General features: G+C 63.6%; 16 protein-coding genes. 4 read left to right on the forward strand and 12 right to left on the reverse strand.

Annotated features, from left to right (window positions below; all coding sequences use genetic code 11):
* Positions 1 to 134: 134 nt before the first annotated feature.
* Positions 135 to 6,398 (reverse strand): non-ribosomal peptide synthetase, encoded by a 6,264-nt coding sequence (locus DNK50_RS20495; RefSeq protein WP_112196047.1) that lies wholly within the window; start codon positions 6,396 to 6,398, stop codon positions 135 to 137.
* Between the two features lie 488 nt (positions 6,399 to 6,886).
* Here DNK50_RS20495 and DNK50_RS20500 point away from each other — a divergent pair, with 488 nt between their 5' ends.
* Both DNK50_RS20500 and adeC read left to right on the forward strand, forming a co-directional pair.
* Positions 6,887 to 7,681, forward strand: coding sequence for a helix-turn-helix transcriptional regulator (locus tag DNK50_RS20500; protein WP_099586583.1), 795 nt, complete (start codon positions 6,887 to 6,889; stop codon positions 7,679 to 7,681).
* Complete coding sequence (gene adeC, locus DNK50_RS20505; RefSeq protein WP_112196048.1) at positions 7,681 to 9,099, forward strand: AdeC/AdeK/OprM family multidrug efflux complex outer membrane factor; 1,419 nt, start codon at positions 7,681 to 7,683, stop codon at positions 9,097 to 9,099. The genes DNK50_RS20500 and adeC overlap by 1 nt, the downstream gene beginning before the upstream one ends.
* A 260-nt stretch (positions 9,100 to 9,359) precedes the next feature.
* On the opposite strand, the gene DNK50_RS20515 is transcribed toward adeC, so the two are convergent.
* From DNK50_RS20515 to DNK50_RS20540, 6 genes are all read right to left on the reverse strand, one after another.
* Positions 9,360 to 10,292 (reverse strand): pyridoxamine 5'-phosphate oxidase family protein, encoded by a 933-nt coding sequence (locus DNK50_RS20515; RefSeq protein WP_112196050.1) that lies wholly within the window; start codon positions 10,290 to 10,292, stop codon positions 9,360 to 9,362.
* Positions 10,293 to 10,371: 79 nt separating this feature from the next.
* On the reverse strand, positions 10,372 to 11,256 hold the full coding sequence (locus DNK50_RS20520; RefSeq protein ID WP_112196051.1) for a LysR family transcriptional regulator: 885 nt from the start codon (positions 11,254 to 11,256) through the stop codon (positions 10,372 to 10,374).
* Complete coding sequence (locus DNK50_RS20525; protein ID WP_112196052.1) at positions 11,256 to 12,167, reverse strand: LysR family transcriptional regulator; 912 nt, start codon at positions 12,165 to 12,167, stop codon at positions 11,256 to 11,258. The genes DNK50_RS20520 and DNK50_RS20525 overlap by 1 nt, the downstream gene beginning before the upstream one ends.
* 157 nt (positions 12,168 to 12,324) lie before the next feature.
* Entirely contained in the window at positions 12,325 to 12,957 is a 633-nt protein-coding gene (locus tag DNK50_RS20530) for a glutathione S-transferase family protein (protein ID WP_112196053.1), read from the reverse strand.
* Between the two features lie 105 nt (positions 12,958 to 13,062).
* Positions 13,063 to 13,857 (reverse strand): iron export ABC transporter permease subunit FetB, encoded by a 795-nt coding sequence (fetB, locus tag DNK50_RS20535; RefSeq protein WP_099586577.1) that lies wholly within the window; start codon positions 13,855 to 13,857, stop codon positions 13,063 to 13,065.
* Positions 13,854 to 14,537, reverse strand: coding sequence for an ATP-binding cassette domain-containing protein (locus DNK50_RS20540; RefSeq protein ID WP_099586576.1), 684 nt, complete (start codon positions 14,535 to 14,537; stop codon positions 13,854 to 13,856). The genes fetB and DNK50_RS20540 overlap by 4 nt, the downstream gene beginning before the upstream one ends.
* A gap of 175 nt (positions 14,538 to 14,712) precedes the next feature.
* Between DNK50_RS20540 and DNK50_RS20545 the strand changes: the two genes are divergently transcribed.
* A complete protein-coding gene (locus DNK50_RS20545; protein ID WP_112196054.1) occupies positions 14,713 to 15,924 on the forward strand; it encodes a DUF1835 domain-containing protein in 1,212 nt (403 codons plus the stop codon).
* Positions 15,925 to 16,047: 123 nt separating this feature from the next.
* On the opposite strand, the gene DNK50_RS20550 is transcribed toward DNK50_RS20545, so the two are convergent.
* The 3 genes from DNK50_RS20550 to gabT are packed head-to-tail and all read right to left on the reverse strand — an operon-like array spanning position 16,048 to position 18,566.
* On the reverse strand, positions 16,048 to 16,536 hold the full coding sequence (locus DNK50_RS20550) for an Lrp/AsnC family transcriptional regulator (protein ID WP_010449292.1): 489 nt from the start codon (positions 16,534 to 16,536) through the stop codon (positions 16,048 to 16,050).
* A gap of 44 nt (positions 16,537 to 16,580) precedes the next feature.
* Positions 16,581 to 17,225 carry a 2-haloalkanoic acid dehalogenase gene (locus DNK50_RS20555; RefSeq protein WP_099586574.1) on the reverse strand — a complete coding sequence of 215 codons (645 nt, stop codon included), beginning with the start codon at positions 17,223 to 17,225 and terminating at the stop codon, positions 16,581 to 16,583.
* Positions 17,226 to 17,273: 48 nt separating this feature from the next.
* The gene (gene gabT, locus DNK50_RS20560) at positions 17,274 to 18,566 is read right to left on the reverse strand and encodes a 4-aminobutyrate--2-oxoglutarate transaminase (RefSeq protein WP_112196055.1); all 1,293 of its coding nucleotides are present in this window, start codon (positions 18,564 to 18,566) and stop codon (positions 17,274 to 17,276) included.
* A 194-nt stretch (positions 18,567 to 18,760) separates the two neighbouring features.
* Between gabT and DNK50_RS20565 the strand changes: the two genes are divergently transcribed.
* Positions 18,761 to 19,687, forward strand: coding sequence for a glyoxylate/hydroxypyruvate reductase A (locus DNK50_RS20565; protein WP_112196056.1), 927 nt, complete (start codon positions 18,761 to 18,763; stop codon positions 19,685 to 19,687).
* A gap of 192 nt (positions 19,688 to 19,879) precedes the next feature.
* On the opposite strand, the gene DNK50_RS20570 is transcribed toward DNK50_RS20565, so the two are convergent.
* Positions 19,880 to 20,965, reverse strand: a complete 1,086-nt coding sequence (locus tag DNK50_RS20570; RefSeq protein WP_099586571.1) for a tartrate dehydrogenase — start codon at positions 20,963 to 20,965, stop codon at positions 19,880 to 19,882.
* Between the two features lie 14 nt (positions 20,966 to 20,979).
* On the reverse strand, positions 20,980 to 22,440 hold the full coding sequence (locus tag DNK50_RS20575) for an NAD-dependent succinate-semialdehyde dehydrogenase (RefSeq protein ID WP_112196057.1): 1,461 nt from the start codon (positions 22,438 to 22,440) through the stop codon (positions 20,980 to 20,982).
* Positions 22,441 to 22,485 lie beyond the last annotated feature (45 nt).

The following is a 22,485-nucleotide window of genomic DNA, read 5'->3' on the forward strand; positions in this document are numbered from 1 at the left end:
CGCCTGGCTCGCTCGTGCTTTATCGTCGAAAAAGGTACTAAAAGGATGATTTACAACCCCGTAGCGAATAAATCAGGAGTGGATGAGAAGCGGGCGATCATTGCGGGAGTTTGCAAACCCACATTGATTGCCTTTCATATCCGCCGCCGCCGATCAAGCTGCGGAATCGCCGTCTGCGCCATCTCCACCCGCTGCACCTGCGCCACGGTCCTGGCGGCCAGTTGCGCCAGCGTCGGCTGACTGAACAGGCTGCGCGCATCCACCTCCAGCCCGGCCTTGCGCAGGCGCGCGACCAGGTTCACCGCCAGCAGCGAGTGCCCGCCCAGTTCGAAGAAGTGGTCGTGGCGCCCTACCCGTTCCAGCTTGAGCACCTGCGCCCAGATGCCGGCCATCAGGGTTTCCACTTCGCCCTGGGGCGCTTCATAGGCGCGGCTGAGCACCGCTTCCAAACCCGGTTCTGGCAACGCCTTGCGGTCGAGTTTGCCGGCGGGGTTGAGGGGGAGTTCTTCAAGCGCCACGAAGGCCGCCGGTACCATGTATTCCGGTAACTGCTGCAGTACATGAACGCGCAAGTCTTCCAGGCTCGGCGCCGGTCCGCGCAGGGTGAAGTAAGCGACCAGTCGCTCATCGCGAATCAGCACCGCCACCTCACGCAACGCTGGATGCGCCAGCAGGCACGATTCGATTTCGCCCAGTTCCAGACGCACGCCGCGCAGCTTGACCTGAAAGTCGTTACGCCCAAGGAATTCCAGGTTGCCGTCCGGCTGGTAGCGCACCAGGTCGCCGGTGCGGTACAGCCGATCCCCCGGCACAAACGGGCTGTCGATAAAGCGTTCGGCCGTCATCTGCTCCAACCCCAGATACCCACGGGCCACGCCGACGCCGCCGATATGCAACTGGCCGCTGAGGCCCATGGGCACCGGCGCGTCGTGTTCGTCCAGCACATACAGGCGCGTATTGTTGATCGCCCGGCCGATGGGCAATTGCAGCGCCGGGACCGGTGCGCCGGGTTCCAGGGTCCAGGCGCTGCTGTCCACCGTGGCTTCGGTGGGGCCGTAGACGTTATGCAGGCGCACCTTGGGCAAACGCGCCTGCACGCCACGGGCCAGGGCTTCGGTGAGTTCGCCGCCGCCGCACAGCACATCGGTGAGGCTGGTGCACAGCGCGGACTCTTCCAGTTCAAGGAACTGCTGCAACATTGCCGGTACGAATTTGATCACGGTGATCTGTTGCTCGCGAATCACCTGCGCCAGGTAAGCCGGCTCGCGATGACCATCGGGCCGCGCCAGAACCAGGCGCATGCCATTGGCCAGCGGCCAGAACAACTCCCAGACCGAGCCGTCAAAGCTGAACGGCGCCCGTTGCAACAGCGCGCCGCCCTCGGCATTGGGGCACAACTGCGAGCCCCAGTGCATCAGGTTGCCCAGGCCACGATGTTCGATCATCACGCCCTTGGGCGTGCCGGTGGAGCCGGAGGTGTACATCACGTAGGCCAGGTTCGCGACGCTCAGCCCTGGCACCGAGGGGTTGCCGTCCGGCGCGTGGCTCCAGGCGCAGTGGTCAAAATCGATCACCGGGATGGCGACTTCACCGGGCAAGTCGCGAGTGGCCGCGTGCACCAGCAGCGCCACCGGTTGGCTGTCCTGAAGCATGTAGGCCAGACGTTCGCGTGGGTAGCCGGGGTCCAGCGGCACATAGGCGCCGCCAGCCTTGAGGATCGCGAGCAACCCCACTACCAGGTCCAGGCCGCGCTCGACGCACAGCGCCACGCGCGAATCTGGCTGCACGCCACGCTCGCGCAGGTGGAAGGCCAGGCGGTTGGCGCGCTCGTTGAGTTCGCGATAAGTCAGTTGCAGCTCACCGGCCTGCACCGCCACCGCGTGGGGAATGTGCCGCGCGTGGGCTTCGAACAGCGCCTGGACGGTGAGGGTTTCAGGGTAGTCGGTGGCAGTGGCGTTGAAGTCCAGCAGCAGTGTCTGCACTTCGCGGGCGGGCAGCACCTGCACGTCACGTAAAGGCGCTTGCGGCGTGTGCTCCAGTGCCTCGGCCAGGTTGATCAGCGTGGTTTCCAGGTAGTCCAGGGTACGTTCGGCGCCCACCGTGCGCGGGGCCTTGGCCTTGAGTTTAAAACCGCCGGCGGTATCGTCCACGCTGAGCATCAGCGGGTAGCTGAGGATGTCTTCGGCACTGACCAGAGCAATGCCCGGCACCAGCACGAGGTCGCGCTCGGTATCGGTATGACGGTAATTGAGCAGGCTGTTGAACAGCGGCGCCGCGCCGCTGCAACGCTGGGCCAAGGCCAGCGACGCTTGCTCATGGGCGAGCAAGGCGCTGAGTTGGTGATGGGTGTCACGCAACGCATCCGCGACGTTTTTCCCGGCCAGGTGCAGGCGTAACGGCAAGGTATTGATGAACATACCCAAGGCGCGATCGGCGCCCTCGCCCGCCTGCAAACGGCCGAGCAACACGGTGCCGAACACCCCGTCATCACGGCCCGCCACGCGGCTGAGCACCTGGGCCCAGGCCAAGTGGAACAGGCTGGCGGCGCTGACGCCCACACCACGGGCCTGGGCACGCAAGCGCCGGTTGAGGTCGTCACTCAGTGCACGCTGCGCTTCTTCGGTATCCGCCCGATTGGCCTGGCGCTCCTGCACGCCGAAGGCAAACGTGGGCTCATCCACATCGCCCAGTTGCGCACGAAAAAACGCCTCATGGGCCGCCTGGCGCGCCGGTGAGCGGGACTGCGCCACCACATTGCGATACGGCACCGGTGCCGGCAATTGCGCCTGTTGGCCGAGCAGGTGAGCGCGGATTTCCTGCATCAGAATCGTGGTGGACGTCGCATCGTTGACCAGGTGATGAAAGCGCAGCCGGGCCACCCAACCCGTGGGCGCTTCGGCATAGTCCAGCGCCATCAACGGTGCCTGGCGCAAGTCCAACGGGCTGTCACCGTCACGCCAAGGTTCCACACGCAGGCGGGCCGCACGCCACACCACTTGCATCGGCTGCTCCAGGGCATCCCAGGCCAGGCTGGTGCGCAGGATGTCGTGGCGGTCGATTACCTGTTGCAGGGCCAGGGCAAAGGCGTCCAGTTGGTCGCGCCGCGCAAAGCTGAACTGTGCCTGTTGCTGGTACGGGTCATGCTCGTCGGTGAGGTGGTGGTAGAGCAAACCTTCCTGTAACGGCGCCAGGGGGTAGATTTCCTGGACGTTGGCCGCACCGCCGGGAATACCGGCATTGATACGATCAATGCTGGCTTGATCGAGCTCGGCCAGCGCCAGCAACTCCGGGGTGATATGGCGACAGTCAGCGGGGACGCGATTGGCCGGCACCTCCACGTCGCTGCCTTCACTCACCGCCGCCAGCGCCGCCAACGTCGGCTGGCCGAACAGCACCTGCACATCGGCGCGCAACCCGGCCTGGCGCATGCGCTGCACCAATTGCACGGCAAGCAACGAGTGCCCGCCCAGTTCAAAGAAATGGTCGTGACGGCCCACTTGCTGCACCTGCAACAGCTCGGCCCAGAGTTGGGCGAGGACGGTTTCCACACCGGCTCGCGGCGCTTCGAACCGGCGAGTGACGAACGCCACCTGGGTCGGCGCCGGCAATGCCTTGCGGTCGAGTTTGCCGTTGGCGGTCAGGGGCCACGCCTCCAGCGGCATGTAGGCCGCCGGCAGCATGTAGTCCGGCAATGAGGCGTGCAGGTGGGCGCGCAGGGTTTCGATGTCCACGGGCTGGCGTGGGATAAACCAGGCGAGCAATTGCCCGTCGCGAGATTGCACCACGGCTTCCTGGACATCCGCATGGGTGGCCAGGGCCGATTCGATTTCCCCCAGCTCGATGCGCATGCCACGGATTTTCACCTGGTCGTCATTGCGGCCCAGGTATTCAAGGTTGCCGTCGGGCAACCAGCGCGCGAGGTCGCCGGTGCGGTACATTCGGCCCGGCGCAAACGGGTTGTCGAGAAAACGTTCGGCGCTCAGTTCCGGGCGATTCAGGTAGCCGCGCGCCACGCCTTTACCGCCGACGTAAACCTCCCCCGCCACGCCGATGGGAACAGCGCGCTGCCGCTCATCCAGCAGGTAGATTGCCGCGTTGGCGACGGGCGCACCGATATGCAACGGCTGGCCTGCCTCGACGCGGCCGAAGGTGGCAACCACGGTGGCCTCGGTGGGACCGTAGTTGTTGATCACATCGAAAGTCTGCGCACGCGAGAAGCTGCGCAGACGGTCACCGCCGATCAGCAAGGTGCGCAAGGTCGGGTGCTCCAGCCGCTGGCTGAAGGCGTATTCAGCCACCGGTGTCGGCAGGAAGCACACATCCAGCGGCTGCGCACGCCACCAACCGAGCAGCGCGTCGATGTCCTCCGCGCCGTCATGGGCCGGTGGCAGGTGCAAGGTGGCGCCCACGCACAACGCCGGCCAGACTTCCCAGGCCATCGCGTCAAAACCAAAGCCTGCAACGCTGGCGGTGTGGCTGCCCGCGTGCAGGTTGAAGGCCTGGCAGTGCCAGTCCACCAGGTTGCAGACGCTGTGGTGTTCGACCATTACGCCTTTGGGCAAACCGGTGGAGCCCGAGGTGTAGATCACATAGGCGAGGTTCGACGGCTTGACCGCCACGTGCGGGTTGGCACCGAACTGGCGCGTCAGTCGGTCCAGCTCGATCACCGGCGCCGCCTGGGCAGGCAGGCGCTGCAGCAAATCATGCTGGGTCAGCACCACCACCGGCGCGCTGTCTTGCAGCAGATAGCTCAAGCGTTCGGCGGGATGGGCCGGGTCGACCGGCACGTAGCAGGCGCCAGCTTTGAGAATCCCCAGCAGGCCCACCAGCGTGTCCAGACCGCGCCGCGCCAGGACGGCCACACGGTCATCGGGTTGCACACCCAACTCGATCAGTTGATGGGCCAAACCATTGGCTTTTTGATTGAGTTGGGCGTAGGTCAACGGGTGGCCCTGGTAAATCGCAGCAACAGCGTCCGGCGTGCGCACGGCCTGGGCTTCGATGCGGGCGTGCAGGGTGTGTGGCTGCGCGTGCGCTTGTTCAGTGGCGTTCCACTGCTGCAGTCGGGTCTGTTCGGCGGGCGTGACCATGCAGAACGCGCCGACTGGCAACTCGGTGTTATCCAGCCCCTGCTCCAGCAACCAGGTAAAGCGCTGGGTCAAGGCGAACACCTCGTCGTGCTGGAAGTACGCTTCGTTGTAGACGCAATGCAGACTTGCGGTGTCCTGGTGGCGGTTGCTGCGCAGGTGGAAGGCGAGCGGCAGCGCTTCATGGTGGTTGGACACCTTGATCGCCCGGGCCTGGGTGGCGCCGTAGCGCAGTTCATGGGCGTCCTGCTCGAAGGACACCGACAGGTCGAACAGTTGGGCGCGATCGGCACGGTGCAGGCCCAGCTCGCGGTTCATCTCGCTCAACGGGAAACGCTGGTGACGGAAATCCTGCTTGAGCTGGTCGCGCACGCCGCGCACCAAGGCACCGAACGGCAGGTGTTCATCGAACTGCAAACGCACTGCGCTGACCTGGGCAAACAAGCCCACGGTGGCGCGAAAACGCGCGTTGGAACGGTTCAGGATCGGCAGCCCTACCACCCAATCGGGGCGCTGGGCGGTGCGGGTGAAATACACATACATCGCCGCCAGCAGCACATGGAACGCCGAGGCCTGGTAACGGCTGGCCAGCTGTTCCATGCGCTTGAGCAGGGCGATGGGAAAGGGTTGCGCCAGGGTGTTGCTGGGCGTGTTGGCGACGTACTTCGACGGGAACAAAGGCTCCGGCAGTACCTGGTATTTATCCAGCCAGTAGGCGCGATCGCGGGCGAAGCGTGTTGAGTCGCGGTAGCGCTGGTCGGCGTCGATAAAGTCGATATAGGACGGCGCCGGTGGCTCGGGTGGGTAGCCTTGTTCAAGAGCGGTATACAGGTGCGCCAACGATTGCAGCATCTGTCCAAAACCCCAGCCGTCGAGGATCACATGATGGGCCTGGGTGCCGAGCCGGTAGTGGTTGTCGGCGAGCTTGACCAGGAAAAAATGGAACAGTGGCGCGCCCTCCCGTGGATACGGCCGTGCCATGTGCGCCTGCATCAAGGCCTGGCTCGCTGCATGCGGGTCGCGCAGTGCGCAGAAATCGTGCTGTGCCACTTCGGTCACCAACGCAGGGGCGAAGGTTTGTCGAGGCAGGCCGTGGTCATCACTGTGCAGTTGAGTGCGTAGCGCGTCGTGCCGGGCCACCAACTGCTCGACGGCGCGCTGGATCAATTCAGGCGCTACCGCACCTTCGAAGTCGACATAACCGCCGATGTTATAGAGCGGTGAGTCGCCCATCCGCAGTTGATCGAGCCAGATGTCCTGTTGGGCCGAGGTGAGGGGGAAGCTGGCCGGCAGGTTGGGAAATTGCTGCATAAGATCCTTCTCATGGGTGTCAGGCGCTGGCCGCGCAGGGAGCCCCATGACGGCGAAATTGCCGGATTTGAGCATGGGGGTCGGGGGCTGTCTGTCACCCGAAACCCGGACATTCAAATGGATGGATCCGGGTTGGCTGAAGGTTCACTGCTGAAACGATTAAAGAGTTGTAGGACATCGACTACATCTGGTCGCTGCTGGTTTTTTACAACGGCCCTTTAAAATAACTATTTTCCATACAAATCATTAACTTAAGCGGTCATCAGATTTGCGCTGCGTTTTTCTTGACCGGAAACAGCTTTCAGAAACGTCGAATTAATGACGTGGTTTTTATGGCAGCTTGTGTCCCTCGTTTCCGCTACATACGTAGGACAAATCCCCTGGCTAAATAAAATCTCGAGTGCCGACTCTCGTTCATGAGGAACGGATCGCCCCCCAGAGGCCCAGGGAGTTCGTTGACGGTTTTCGACATCAAGGATGAGATGGCTATGAGTTTGAAGCGCAGCATGGGTAACACACAGAGCCCGAATTTCTACGCTGAAATGGGTGAATTGATTGCACACAGCGGCCATGAGGCGTTTGCCGACCATATGCTGCATCTGGTCAGCAAATGGATACCGATCCACTTGGTGGACCTCAGTGAATGGACCCTCGACGAGCTGCGCGACCGCGTGCTCGATATCAAGCTCCTTGGCAGCGCTGGCCAGAAGCAGGACTTGCCTGCGCCTCTGGCCGTACGCCCGTTGGACGACCACCCGCTGCTGCAGCAAATGCTCAGCATGCAGGACCCATTGCTGATCCAGATGAGCGCCAAACCCAACAGTGCCCACCCTCGCGGCACCTCGCACCAGTGCAACCTGGTGTCGCGCCAGGGCAACCGGCGCTGTGTGATTTCGTTCTACCGGCCGCCGAGCGAGCGCGGGTTTTCCTTGGCCCAATTGTCGTTTCTCAAGTGCCTGTCCGACACCCTGTTGCCGCTGATCGAACGCCACGCCAACGTGCTGCGCCAGGCGCCGCAGGCCCAGGCGGAGCCGAGCTATACGCTGCTTGAGCAATCGCAATTGCAACGCGAGTTCTACAAGCGTCTGTCCCTTGGAGACATCACCCTGTCGGCCCGTGAGCAGGAAGTGTGCCTCGGCCTGTTGACCGGCGGCACCGTGCCGCAGATGGCGGAAAAGCTCAGCGTGAAAAACAGCTCCATCGAGACCTACCTCAAGCGCGCCGCCGCCAAGCTGGGTGTGAGTGGCCGACATGGGTTGGCGAAGTGGATGGTGGGCGCTTGATGAAAACACTCTCTCTCGCCGGCATGGCCTTCGTGCTCGCTGGCTGCTCGCTGATCCCTGAGTACCAGCGGCCCGTGGCGCCGACGCCTGAACAATATCCGCAGGCGGGCGTGTATGCGCTGGCGCAGGCCGGCACGCTGGCGCCCTCCTCGGACTGGCAGCAACTGTTCCATGACCCGGCGCTGCAACAGCTGGTCCGCGAAGCATTGGTCAACAACCGTGATCTGCGGGTGGCCGCGTTGAACGTCGAGGCCTTCCAGGCGCAGTACCGTATCCAGCGTGCCGACCTGTTCCCGGCGGTGTCCGCCACCGGTGCCGGCACCCGCCAGCGTGTGCCTGGGGAGGTGAATGGCACCGGTAAGTCGGCGATCACCTCCACCTATTCCGCCACCCTTGGCATCAGCGCCTATGAGCTGGATTTTTTCGGCCGCGTGCGCAGCCTCAGCGAGCAGGCAATGCTCACGTACCTGGGCACCGAAGAGGCGCGGCGCAGCGCGCAATTGAGCCTGGTGGCCAACGTCGCCAATGCCTACCTGACCTGGCGCGCCGACCAGGAACTGCTGGCCCTGGCCCGGCAAACCCTGACGGCCAACGACCACAGCCTGCACCTGACCAGCCGGAGTAAAACCGCGGGAAAAGCGTCAGCCCTGGACGTGGTGCAAGCGCGCACCAGCGTCGAAAGCACCCGCGCCAGCGTGGCCCGGTATGAGCGCCAGGTGGCGCAAGACCTCAACAACCTGGCGCTGCTGGTGGGTGGCCCGGTGGATCAAACGTTGCCATCCCGTCCACTGGCGGATGACCTAGTGGCCAGCGTGCCCGCCGGGTTGCCCTCGGATCTGCTGCAGCGCCGCCCGGACATCCTCCAGGCCGAGTACCAACTGCGCGCCGCCAATGCCAATATCGGCGCCGCCCGCGCCGCGTTCTTCCCGTCGGTGAGCCTTACCGCCAACGCCGGCAGCACCAGCACCGAACTGTCGGGGCTGTTCAAGGGCGGCTCTGGCAGTTGGACGTTCCAGCCGCAAATCAACCTGCCGATCTTCAACGCCGGCAGCCTGCGCGCCAGCCTCGACTACGCCAAACTGCAAAAGGACATCACGGTGGCGCAGTACGAAAAATCCATCCAGACCGCCTTCCAGGAAGTCGCCGACGGCCTGGCGGCCCGGCAGACCTATACCGACCAGCTCAATGCACAACGGGATTTCGTCGCCGCCAACCAGGCGTATTACGATTTGGCCCAACACCGCTATCGCAGCGGCGTGGACAGCAACCTGACCTTCCTCGACGCCCAGCGCTCGCTGTTCAGCGCGCAACAGGCACTGATCGTGGATCGGCTGGCACAGTTGGTTGCGCAGGTGAACCTGTACACCGCGCTGGGTGGGGCGTGGGGGGATGGGGCAGTGCTGACGACGCAGCGCTAGAGCAATGCCCGTGGGCAGCATCCCTGTGGCGGGCTACCTTTTTGTAGTGAGCGGGCTTGCCCGCGCTGGGGCGCGAAGCGTCCCCATTACTCAACAACCCCGCGCACCCGAGACTTTGTGGCGAATGATGTTGGGGCCGCTGCGCAGCCCAGCGCGGGGCAAGCCCGCTCACCACATAGAGCAAGCTCGCTATGCGCAGAGCAAGATCATTGAAATGACCAACCAGCTGTTCCCTGAAGTGGCCTACAGCACCACCCGGCCTACTCTTTCCCCACAGCCAGACTGAACGGCGAAAAACCCGCAAACGCCCAGCGCAACGCCAAGGCCGCCGGGCGCCACACCGCATGCTCCACGGTCACCGTCCACAACCGCTGCGCACCTTCAAACGCCGCCACTTCGGGGCCATCGAGTATCAGCGTGGTATGCCCGACAACCTGCAGTACATCACCCGATTCAAAGTCGATGAACAGCAGCCCTGCCACCGGGTTGGCTGCCAGATTGCCCAGGGTGTTGAAGAACAGGTTGCCGGCAAAGTCGGGGATGGTCAGAACATTGCCATCGACGTGCACAAAGCCGGTGTTGCCGCCGCGATGGGACACGTCCACCGAGCGTTCGCCATCCGCGTCCACATAGCTGGCGACGAAGAAGGTGTCGGCTTGGCGAATCATCGTTTGTGCGTCAAGGTCCAGGATGGCACTGCGTTCGGCCACGGTACCGGGTTTGCGTGCGACGCCCTCCACAGGCCGCAATTGGATGTACTTGGGGCAGTTGCCGAAGGTGTGCACCACGTCTACCGAAAACCCCGCGTGATCCAGGGCGCCGATGTGGCCGTTCATGCGGTTGCGGCGGCGGGTGTTGAGGTCGATGCCCAGCACACCCACCGCAGCGCCGAGGCGCAAGGCCGTGCGGGCGGGATCACTGGCAGACGGCAGGCTGTCGATCTGCAAGTTGTGCGGGTCGGGCGAGTGGGCGAACCCCGGCGCGCCTTCCACCAGCGTCGCCCAAGGAAGGCCCTGCTCATCCACTACGCCGAGCAGCAGGTACGGCAACCAGGGATAAAAGTCCCGATGCTGCTCCGGCAAATGATCGCGAATGACTTTGGGGCCAACCACGGCCATGCGTTCGGCCACGCCGGCGCTTTCCTGCATCTGCCGTTCACCGGCATGCCAGGGGGACTGTTCGATAGGGTTCATGGCGAGCACCTCCAATGGGATGTATCGATGCTGCGCGCTGCACGGCGGCGAGAGAATACCCACGCCAGGCAATCCACTGTTACGCCAGCTGAAATGCCGGATGACCGCGCAACGCCGCCACACAATGGTCGACAAAACTGCGCACGCGCATCGGCGCATTGCGGCCCTCGCGATACACCACGTTGACCGGCAGCGGCGGCCCTTCAAAGGCCGGCAGGATCCGGCGCAATTGCCCGCTGTGCAGCGGCTCGTGCAGCGGATAGCTCAGGCAACGCACCACACCGGCACCCTGCACGGCTGCGTTGATCGCGCCTTGCACCGTGGAGCAACCCAACCGCGCACGGGCCTTGAGCAAATAGCCGGGAAACTCCCACCGCACCTGATCGGCACTGGCGATCAACTGATGCTGCTTGAGCTCGCTCGGGTGCCGGGGTTCGCCGTGGGCGGTGAGGTAATCGGGGCTGGCGCAGAGGATTTGCCGCACGTGCCCGAGCGGCCGCGCAATCAGCGCAGAACTGGGCAGCGCGCCCACCAGGATCGCCAGGTCCAGGCCATCTTCGTGCAGGTTGGGGTCGTAGTCGTGATAACCCGCCACTACGCGCACGTTGGGGTAACGCTCCAGGTAGTCGGCCAATACCGGCGCCATCAGGTAACGGCTGAACAATAACGGCAAAAACACCCGCAGAGTGCCCTGGGCCTGCACGTGCAACCCCTTGGCCGAGGCTTCGGCGGCGTCCACACTGGCCAGCAGGCGCTGGCAGTCGGCCAGGTAGGTGCTGCCGGCGTCGGTCAGGCTAACGCCTTGGGTGCTGCGTTGCAGCAACGTCACGTGCAGTCGCGTTTCCAACCGGGCGATTGCGCGCACCAGGGTCGGGCCGGAGACACACGCACGGCGCGCCGCCGAGGCCAGGCTCGGTTGACCGGCCAAGGCCGCGAACAGCTGCATATCGCGATAACGCTCCATCAGCCGCGCCGCTGGAGCGCCGCGTCCTGGCCCAGGCGCTGGCTGAGAAAATCCACAAAGGTGCTGACCTTGGCCGGGACACGGCCGCTGTTCTGGAACACCAACTGGATCGGCAGCGGTGCCGGTTCATAGGCCTCCAGCACAATCTCCAATTCACCGGCCGCCACTGCCGCCGCGACTTGGTACGACAGCACACGAGTCATGCCCCAACCCAGGCGCGCCAGGCTGATCGCCGCGTTGTTCGCCGAGACGACCAGGCGCGGTTCGATGGGCACCGTCAGCGTCTGGTCGCCCTGGACAAACGCCCACTCGCTTACCGATTGGCCGCCAGAGGATAAGGAAATGATCCTGGCCCCACGCAATTGGTCGGGGTGTTCGGGCCGACCGTACTCGTCGAGATAGCCGGGCGACGCGCACACCACACGGCGCACCTCGCCCACCCGGATCGCCTGCTGCGCCGGCTCATGCAGATGGCCGATGCGCACGGCCACGTCGACGCCCTCGTCCGTCATGTTCACCACGCGGTCCACCAACAAGGCATTGATGTTCACTTGAGGAAAGCGGTCGAGATAGTCACCCAGCGCCGGCGCCACATACAGCTCGCCAAACAGCACCGGTGCGGTCACTGTCAGCTGACCGCAGGGGATGGAATAACTGCCCGCCGCCGCTTCCTCGGCTTCGTCCAGCTCGGCGAGGATGCGCCGACAGTCTTCCAGGTAGCGCTGGCCGGCTTCGGTCAGGTGCAGGCTGCGCGTGGTGCGCGCCAGCAATTGGGTGCCGATGCGTTGCTCCATGGCCGCGATCGCACGGGTTACGCTGGGTGGCGAGGTATTGAGGCGGCGAGCGGCGGCGGCGAAGCCCTCCTCCTCGGCCACGGCCAGGAACACCTGCATTTCGTGAAATCGGTCCATCGGGGCTCCTGTAGTTTTTTGTGGCGGGGGAGCTTGCTCCCGTTGGGTTGCGCAGCGGAACTGAAAAGCCGGGAGCGCTGCGCACTCCAGCGCGAGCAAGCTCGCTCACCACAGTAGCTCGCTCACCACAGAAGCTCGCTCGCCACAGGGGTTCATATCATGCCGCTTGCAACCCCACCGCCGTACGCGGCATGCCGACAAAACCCGCAAGTGCCTCAATGCGCGCGAGCCAGCCACGCACTTCAGGGTAGTCGGCCAGCGACACATTACCTTCCGGCGCGTGGGCGACGTAGGTATAGAACGCAATATCGGCAATGCTCGGTTGCTCGCCGGCCAGGAAGCGGGTTTCGCTCAGTTGCTGTTCCAGCAATACCAACAAGGCATGGGCACGGCTGATGGCCGCCGCCGCATCCACGTCAGCGCCAAACACCGTCGCCAACCGCGCTGTCGCGGGCCCGGCATGCAGTTGCCCGGCAGCTGCCGACAGCCAACGCTGGACCCGCGCCTGCCCCACCGGATCACTCGGCAGCCATTGGCCGTTGCCGTATTTCGTGGCGAGGTAGACCAGGATCGCATTGGAATCGGCGAGCACGGTGCCGTTGTCGTCAATCGCCGGCACCTGGCCGAAGCGGTTGATCGTCGTAGTGAACTCGGCGGATTTGTGCGCGCCTTGCTTGAGGTCAACCAGGATAAATTCCGTGGGCAGCCCCAACAGGGAGAGCATCAACTCAGCCCGATGGGAGTGGCCGGACAGCGGGAAACCATAGAGTTTGATCGCGGACGGGGACATGAACGGCTCCAAAAAGTGGGGTATCGACGACCAGCATCGTCCGCCGCTGCGCTGATCGTTGGAATCACCAGGAACTACAATCCAGTATTTCACCTGGCGAAACAATCACGCACGCTCTTCAAGCCGATCACGCAAAAACCGATGACTCACCGAAAACAACCGTCGATAGGTGAGCAACACGGCACCTACCGTGCCCAACGCCGACGATGCGGCGATCAAAAACATGATCACGATCTGATACCGCACCGCGTCCACCGGACTTTCCCCCGCCAGTACCTGGCCGGTCATCATGCCGGGCAGGCTGACGATGCCGACCACGGTCATCTGGTTCAGCGTCGGGATCATGCCGGCGCGCACAGCTTGGCGGATGGCTTCCTGGGCGGCTTCCCAGCGTGAGCCGCCGAGGGCCAGAATCATTTCGATGGTGTTGCGGCCCGAGGTGAGTTCCTGGGTCATGCGTTCGATGCCCAGGGACACGCCTGTCAGGGTGTTGCCGAGGATCATGCCCAGGATCGGGATCGCGTATTGCGGCTCGTACCAGGGGTGAATGCGGATCACCGCAAACAGGCCCACCGCCGTCACCAGCCACGAACTGCCCCACACCGACAGGATGCTGTCGACCTTTTGCCCACGGTAAGTCCTGCGCCCACGCCCCGCCGCCGACAACCCCGCGATCAAGGTCATCGCACACATCAAGGGCAGCACCACGTACCAATAGGCGAACTCGAACACCCAGCCCAGCAGATAACCGATGGCCAGCAATTGCACCACGGTGCGCACGGCCGCCCACAACAGTTGGCGCCCAAGGCCCAGGCGCAGCAGCAACGACAACGCGCCGTTGATCAGGATCAGCGACGCGGCGATGCCCATGTCCAGCGCGGTAAGGTTTTGATAGTTCATGGCTGGGCCGCTCCGCTGAGGACACCGGCACTCATGTGCAGGTGGATGTCGCTCATGCGCCGGGCCTGTTCCAGATCGTGGGACACCCAGATATAGGCACGGGCCTTGTCGCCGGCGAACCAGGCATCGATCAACGCTTCCACATCGCGCGATGACGCAGGGTCGAGGGCGGCGGTGGGTTCGTCGAGCAACAGCACTTCAGGATTGAGTTGCAGGGTGCGGATCAGCGAGACCACTTGGGACTCACCGCCCGACAGGTCCAACGCGTTCTTGCTCAAAAAATCCGCCGCCTTGCCGGCATGCCCCAGCAAGGTCGTCACCGCATTCCGGTCGAACTGGCGTTGGCGCAGGGTCTTAAGGCTGAACGGGAAACGCAGGTTGTCCTCCACCGTGCCTTCAAGCAGCGCAGGGCGCTGGGACAGGTAGCTGATATGGCTGCGGTAATGGGGGATCTGCGCGTTGGCGATCGGCTGGTTGTTCCACAGCACTTGCCCGGAACTCGGCGTGTCGAGCAAGGCCAGCGCACGCAGGAACACGCTTTTTCCAGAACCGGATGAACCGGTGATAGACACGCGGTCGGCGCGCTTGAGGGTGAAATCCGTGGGCTGCAGCAACGCCACCTGGCGGCGCTCGTCCATGCGCGTCAGGCCGCGGGTCTGTATCAAAGGGGTGTCAGTCATGCACTCTTTACTCGGTTGAACGGCTTGCAATCCACTGCCTCGCTGCCTATATTCCGTGCCTGGCGCTGTCTACGCCACCTTCCGCGGAAAGGGCTGCGCCCAGGATCCTTGACTGAATATCACACTTCTACGACTCCCAACCTGAAAGCGGAAAAGGTTTGTGCAAGGAGATCGTATGTCGCAACGCCCCTTATCTTCCAACACCGATGGCCGTCTCAACCTTGAGCAGCAGCGCAAGCGCGCCAAGGAGCTGTTGGCGCGCCTCAAAGCCCAGGACCCGACTGCGACTTTGTCCAAGGCTCAATGGCAGATCGCCAAACAGCTCGGCTTCAGCAGTTGGCCCAAGCTCAAGGCCCATATCGACGCCCTCGACTTCGCCGCCCGCCACCCTGGTTTCGACGCCAGCGATGAAGCCCGCACCACCCACTGGCGCTGCGGCAATGACATCGCCCATAGCTTGCAAGTGGCGGGGTTCAAGGGCCGGTTCCAGATGCTCAGCGACCCGCTGTGCATGGGCCCGGTGCGTGACCTGCCGAGCCAGGCATTCCGTGCCATGCGCAGTACGTTTATCAGCCAGTCGTTCAGCATCGACCCCGCCGATGCAGCGCGCCGCGTCGACGATGAGTACAACCACCTCGACACCCTGGCCAGCGCCGAACACAGCGTGTTGTGGTGCGAGGCGGATGCGTATGACCAACTGTTCCTGATCCGCGCACTGGCCGGCCTTGAGCGGGCGCCGCGCAAGCTGGAGTTGATCGAGGTGGACCGCATCCCCGGCGTCGAGCGCTTTATCGGCATCGGCCAGCTGGCGCCTGATGTGCTCGCCTGGCTTTGGCCACAGCGCAAGCCAATCGCAGACGACGCAGTGCACTTGGCCAAACAGGCCTGGTCGGCCTATTGCGACAGCTCGCCAATAGCATGGGCCGAGTTGGCCCACGGCAAGCACACCGCCCTGCCCTTGCTGGCCCCGGCGCTGTTGCGCCAGCTGCAGGAATTGCCGGGAACACACGATGGTCTGTCACTGACCGAGCGCCTGGCCCTCACCTACCTCGCCGAAGCCGGACCCACGCCGTTTGGCCGGGTGTTCGCCGAGTTGATGGCCAAGCGCGAGCCGCTGCCGTTTCTGGGGGACATGATGTTTCACGCGTTAATGCGGCCGCTGATTGATACAGAGCACCCGTTGCTGACCGAGACCGACCCACAAAAACCCTGGCCGCAGCGCCTGTTGGCGCTGACCGCATTGGGCCAGGACGTGCTCCATGGCCGAGCGTATTGGCCCGACCACGCCACGCAGGAGCGCTGGGTCGGCGGCGTGCGTATCACCCCCGGCCAGCCGCACTGGATGATTGATGAACATGCGCATCCGCACTGGCGCAGCCCTACCTGATTCCTGCTGCACCCAACCCAACCCAACCCAACCCAACCCAACCTACGGGATGATGAACAGTTGCCCTTCGAACGCAAACGCCAGCTCAAGCAACAGACGTTGGATTTGCAGGAGTAACCGGACTCAGTGCCGCAGCAACTTGCGCAGCGGCACGCCATCCTTGAGCACCGGCGACTTGATCACGATGTAGCTGAAGTACTTGGAGATGCCGATGTTCTTGTCCAACAGGCTTTCCACCACTTCCTGATAGTGCTGGATGCTGCGGGTCATAAAGCGCACCAGGTAGTCGTAGCCGCCGCTGATCAAATGGCATTCGAGCACTTCGTCCACCAGGCGGATATTGGATTCGAACTTGGCGAAGTCTTCGCGTTTGTGGTCGCTGAGGGTGATCTCGGTGAACACCGTGACCGAGTCGGTGATTTTGGCCAGGTTCAAGTGCGCCTTGTAGCTGGAAATATACCCCGCCGACTCCAGCCGCTTGACCCGTTGCAGGCACGGGCTGGCCGACAGGCCCACGGCGTCGGCGAGGCTGACGTTGGTCATCCGGCCGTCCTTTTGCAGTTCGACCAGAATGCTGATGTCGATACGGTCCAGCTTGACTTGCCCTTCCATTGCCTACCTCTTGACTGCCGTTTGTAAGCAATCTTCTAGCAAAATCAGCGCCGTAAAGACAGCTGATGCTGCGCCACCAGATCCGCCATGCTGTTGATGCAATACTCCGCCGCGCACGGCGAAGGCTGCCGGGCCCGCTGGCGGCCGATCAAACAGCGGTCCAGCGCACCCTCTGCGCCGACCGACGGGCCCGTCACATGCAGCACCGGTTGCATCTCTGCTGCCTGTTCGTTGAGCCATTGCGGGTCATCAGCCAGGGAAATGAAATCTTCCGGTGCAATGCCCAGCCGCTCGCACAACACGCCACGATCCTCGGCATCGCGGTCGCCACGCACCCGCAAGCGGTAGAACTTGCGCAAGTAGAGCATAGCCCCTGGCGCGTCCTCGAACAGTGACCAATTGCCCGCCGAACGGGCGAAGGTCATGCCCTCCTCCCAACTGGCGTGCACACCCCAGCGTTCGGCGAGTTGACGGTGGGCAAAACACAGCACGCCACTGAAGCCCAACTCCGCGAAGCGCGGGTACAAGGCTGCGACCACCGCGCCATACTCGGTCAACACCTGCTCCCTGGACGACTGCCCGCCACGGCTGTCGAGCAGCGGTTGCAGCGCCGCCCACACCCCCGAATCGCGGTCCACCAGCACTTCATCGCAATCGATCAGCAACGCTCGATAATCTGTCAGTCCCATGTGGGGTCAAGCCTCCAATGATGCAGTTCACCCTGAACAGGCACAGGCTCAGTTCAAGACCCGTGCCAACGCGCCGTCGAGGATTTCCAGGGCTTCGTCGACCTGGGCCTCGGTGGCCACCAACGGCGCGAGGAAGCGCAGTACGTTGCGGTACACACCGCATTTGATCACCAGCAAACCACCGGCGCGGGCTTCATCGATCACGCGCTGGTTGAGGTCGGCATCCGGGGTGCGCGCCGGGTCATCCTTGATCAACTCCATTGCCAGCATAAAACCGGTGCCGCGTACGTCGCCGATGCGCGGGTAGCGCGCCTGCAAACCAAGCAGGCCCTGGCGCAGGCGTTCACCCAACACTTGGCTGCGGGCCAGTAATTGCTCGTGCTCGAAGGCATCGATCACCGCCAATGCCGCCGCACAGGCCAGGGCGTTGCCGCCGTAAGTGCCGCCCAGCCCGCCGGGCAGCGGTGCGTCCATGATCTGCGCCTTGCCGACCACGCCGGACAACGGCAAGCCACCGGCCAGGCTCTTGGCCACGGTGACCAGGTCCGGCTGGATACCGGCGTGCTGGAAACCGAACCAACTGCCGGTGCGGCCGAAACCGGTCTGGATCTCATCCAGGATCAGCACAATGCCGTGCTTGTCGGCCAGTGCGCGCAAGGCCTGGAGAAACTCGGGCGGCGCGGTGAGGAAGCCGCCATCGCCCTGCACCGGTTCGATAATGATCGCCGCGACGCGCTCCGGCGCCACCTGGGTGGCGAGCAACTCGTGCAGGGCGTTGAGCGCCAGCTCGCTGGTCACGCCGCGATAGGCATTCGGGTACGGCGTGTGGAACACCTCCGGCGCGAACGGCCCGAAGTTCTGCTTGTAAGGTTGGCTCATGCCGGTGAGCGTAGTGCCCAGCAACGTGCGGCCGTGGAAACCGCCACGAAAGGCAATCACCGCCGAGCGATTGGTATGGGCGCGGGCGATCTTCACCGCGTTTTCCACCGCTTCGGCGCCGGAGGTGAAAAACGCCGCCTTATAGGCCTCCTGCCCACCGATCATTTCGCACAGGCGCTGGGCCAGGTCGAGATAAGGCTTGTACGCCACCACCTGAAAACACGCGTGGGAGACTTTCTGCAACTGCGCCTGCACCGCCTCCACCACCTTGGGGTGGTTATGCCCGATGTTGAGCACGCCGATGCCACCGACGAAATCCAGATAGCGCTTGCCATCCACGTCCCACAACTCGGCGCCCTGGGCGCGGTCGATCACCAGCGGGTGCGCGGTAACCAGCCCACGGGGCACGAATTGCTCGCGCTGACGGAGCAAATGAGGGGTTTCGTCGACTTTGCTGTTCATGGCTTTTCCCATCGTGAGTGCGGCAACCGGAAGGTGATTGCGATGCTGTTCAGAGTACGGCGTGCGGGCAACCAACTACGCCGAACTTGGCCCGTGAGAAATGCGGATCCACTGTTTTGCCCTGGCCTTTCAACAGATCCTGCGCCGGGCTTTGGGCGATCATGAGCGTCTCCTTTATCCAGCAGGAACTCCCCATGGCCTTGCTCTACAAAGCCGACCCGGTGCGCGGCAAACACTGGCAGGCACTGTTCGCCGAACACGCCCCCGACATCGAGTGGCGCGCCTGGCCCGACATCGGCAACCCCGCAGACATCGAATACCTCGCTGCCTGGCAAGCGCCGGACGATGTGGCGCAATTGCTGCCCAACCTGAAGGTGTTGTTTGCGTTGTCGGCCGGGGTCGATCAACTCGACCTGTCCCGCCTGCCGCCGGAACTCCCGGTGGTGCGCCTGCTGGATCCGGGTATCACCCGTGGCATGTGCGAATACGCCAGCTGGGCGGTGCTCAGTGTGCACCGGGACATGCTGCGTTACCGTCAGCAGCAGGTTGCGCGTTGCTGGCAGGGGCACCTGTTGCAGCCGGCGGCGAACCGGCGCGTGGGGGTGATGGGGCTGGGGGCGCAGGCGCAGCAGATTCTGGCGACGTTGGCGCCACTGGGGTTTGCGCTGTCGGGGTGGGCGCGCAGCGTTCATCAACTGGCGGGTGTGGAATGTTATGCGGGCGAGGCGCAGTTGCCGGCGTTTCTGGGCCAGTGCGATATTTTGTTGTGTGTGCTGCCATTGACGGAGCAGACCCGAGGGATTCTGGATCGCCGCCTGTTTGAGCAACTACCCCGAGGTGCGGCGCTGATCAACATGGGCCGTGGAGGGCATCTGGTCGAAGCGGATTTGCTGGAGGCGCTGGGGAGTGGGCAATTGAGTGGTGCGGTGCTGGATGTGCTGCAAGAGGAACCGGCGCCGGCCGAGCATCCGTTCTGGGATCATCCGCAGATTGTGCTGACGCCGCATATTGCGGCGATGACCCAGCCGGCGAGTGCGTTTTGGGGGTTGCTGGAGGATATTCGGCGTCATCAACGGGGGCAGGATATGCTGGGTGAGGTGGATCGGGTACGGGGGTATTGATCCGTTATTTAGGTAGCGGCCAGCGTGTTTTTTGACGGGGCGCCTGAGGTCAGAATCAAAAGCAGATCACAAGCCAGAGCCGAATCACATCTTCCTGAAAATGGAGATTCAAATGTGGGAGGGGGCTTGCCCCCTCCCACATTTTTAACCGAGGACGCCGGGTTGGCCGTTACCCAAACAACGGATATGTATTCATTCAACCAGCCCCCCGGCAATCGCAACCCCAACCTCCCGAGTCGAGCCAACGCCCCCCAGATCCGGCGTAACCACCCCGGAAGCAATCACCTCTTCGATCGCCCGCAAAATCCCATCATGCGCCGCCCGGTACCGCGCATCGCCATTCCCCAGAAAATCCAGCATCAACGCCCCCGACCAGATCATCGCAATCGGATTCGCAATGCCCTGCCCATAGATATCCGGCGCCGAACCATGCACCGGCTCGAACAACGACGGAAACCGGCGCTCCGGATCCAGGTTCGCCGACGGCGCGATGCCAATCGTCCCCGCACACGCGGGGCCCAAATCGGACAGGATGTCGCCAAACAGATTCGACGCCACTACCACATCAAACCGGTCCGGCTGCAGCACAAACCGCGCACACAGAATATCGATGTGCTGCTTGTCCCAGCTCACCTCGGGATAGTTCGCCGCCATCAACGCCGTGCGTTCGTCCCAATACGGCATGCTGATGGAAATCCCGTTGGACTTGGTCGCCGCCGTCAGTTTTTTACGCGGGCGGGTCTGGGCCAGGTCGAAGGCGAACTTGAGGATGCGGTCCACACCGCGCCGGGTGAACACCGATTCCTGCAGTACGAACTCATGGTCGGTGCCTTCAAACATCTTGCCGCCCACCGACGAATACTCGCCCTCGGTGTTCTCACGGATCACCACGAAGTCGATGTCCCCCGGTTCACGCCCGGCCAGCGGGCATGGCACGCCGGGGAACAGCCGCACCGGGCGGATGTTGACGTACTGGTCGAAGTCGCGGCGGAACTTGAGCAGCGAGCCCCATAGCGAGATGTGGTCCGGGACTTTATCCGGCCAGCCCACCGCGCCGAAGTAGATCGCATCGAAGCCCTTGAGCTGTTCGAACCAGTCATCGGGCATCATCTGCCCGTGTTCCAGGTAGTAATCACAGTGGGCCCAGTCGAGCACGTCGATGCTCAGGTTCAAGTCCCAGATTCTGGCGGCTTGCTCCAATACCCGCAGCCCTTCGGGCAACACTTCCTTGCCAATCCCGTCGCCGGCAATCGCGGCGATTCTGAATGCTTTAGTCATGCTGCATACCCCTTTCAGTTCAACCCGCCAATGTGGAAAGCCTTGACCTCAAGGTACTCATCCAGCCCGTATTTGCTGCCTTCACGCCCCAGCCCCGACTGTTTGATGCCGCCGAACGGCGCAACTTCCATGGAAATGATCCCGGTGTTGAGCCCGACCATGCCGAACTCCAGTGCCTCACCGAACCGCCACGAGCGCTGCATGTCCTGGGTGAAATAGTAGGCGCCAAGGCCATAGGGCGTGGCATTCGCCAGGGCCAGCGCCTCGGCCTCGTCGGTAAAGCGCATCAGCGGCGCCACCGGGCCGAAGGTTTCTTCATTGGCCAGCAGCATCTCGGCGTGGCAGTTGCCGAGTACCGTGGGTTGCACGAACTGGCTGTCGCCCGTGGGGATCGCGCCGCACAGCAGGGTCGCGCCCTGGCTCAGGGCATCGTCGATGTGCCGCGCCACTTTGTTCACCGCCGCCGGGTTGATCAACGGGCCGATGGTCACGCCGTCTTCCAGCCCATTGCCGACTTTGAGCTTGCTTACCTCTTCCACCAGACGCGCGGCGAAACGCGCGTAGATACCGTCCTGCACCAGGATGCGGTTGGCGCACACGCAGGTTTGCCCGGCGTTGCGGAATTTGCTGATCATCACCCCGGCAACCGCCTGTTCCAGGTCGGCGTCATCGAACACCACAAAGGGTGCGTTGCCGCCCAGTTCCAGGCTCAGGCGCTTGATGTGCTCGGCGCTCTGGCGCATCAGCAAGCGGCCGACAGCGGTGGAGCCGGTGAAGGAAATCTTGCGCACCACCGGGCTGCCGGTCAGGGCCTCGCCGATGCCGGCGGGCAGCCCGGTGATCACATTGAAGACGCCAGCGGGGATGCCCACGCGCTCGGCCAGTACCGCCAGGGCCAGGGCCGACAGCGGTGTGAGGTCCGAGGGTTTAACGATGATCGGGCACCCGGCGGCCAACGCCGGGGCGCACTTGCGGGTGATCATCGCGTTGGGGAAATTCCATGGGGTGATGGCGGCGCACACGCCCACCGGTTGCTTCAACGTCAACAGACGGCGATCGCCGCCGGGCGCCGGCATGGTTTCGCCGTAGACCCGGCGCGCTTCCTCGGCGAACCATTTGACGAACCCGGCGCCGTAGCGCACTTCGCCCTTGGCTTCGTTGAGCGGCTTGCCCTGTTCCCAGGTCATGATCAGCGCAAGGTCGTCGAGGTTGTCGAGCATCGCCTGGTACCAGCGCTCCAGCAGCGCCGCCCGTTCGGCGGCCGGGCGTGCGCGCCAGGCGGGCCAGGCCCGTTCGGCGGCGGCGATGGCGCGGTGGGTGTCCACCGCGTCCATGGCGGGCACCCGTGCCAGCAGGTGGCCGGTGGCGGGGTCGTGGATGTCCAGGGTGGCACCGCTGTCGGCGGCGATCCACTGGCCGTCCACATAGGCGAGTTCAGCCAACAGGCTGGGGTCTTGCAAGCGGGTGGTGAGCATGGTCGAGATCCTGATCCGAGACACGCTCCAGTCTAGGGAGGTGCC

Source organism: Pseudomonas sp. LG1E9 (assembly GCF_003290225.1).
Taxonomy (GTDB): domain Bacteria; phylum Pseudomonadota; class Gammaproteobacteria; order Pseudomonadales; family Pseudomonadaceae; genus Aquipseudomonas; species Aquipseudomonas cyclaminis.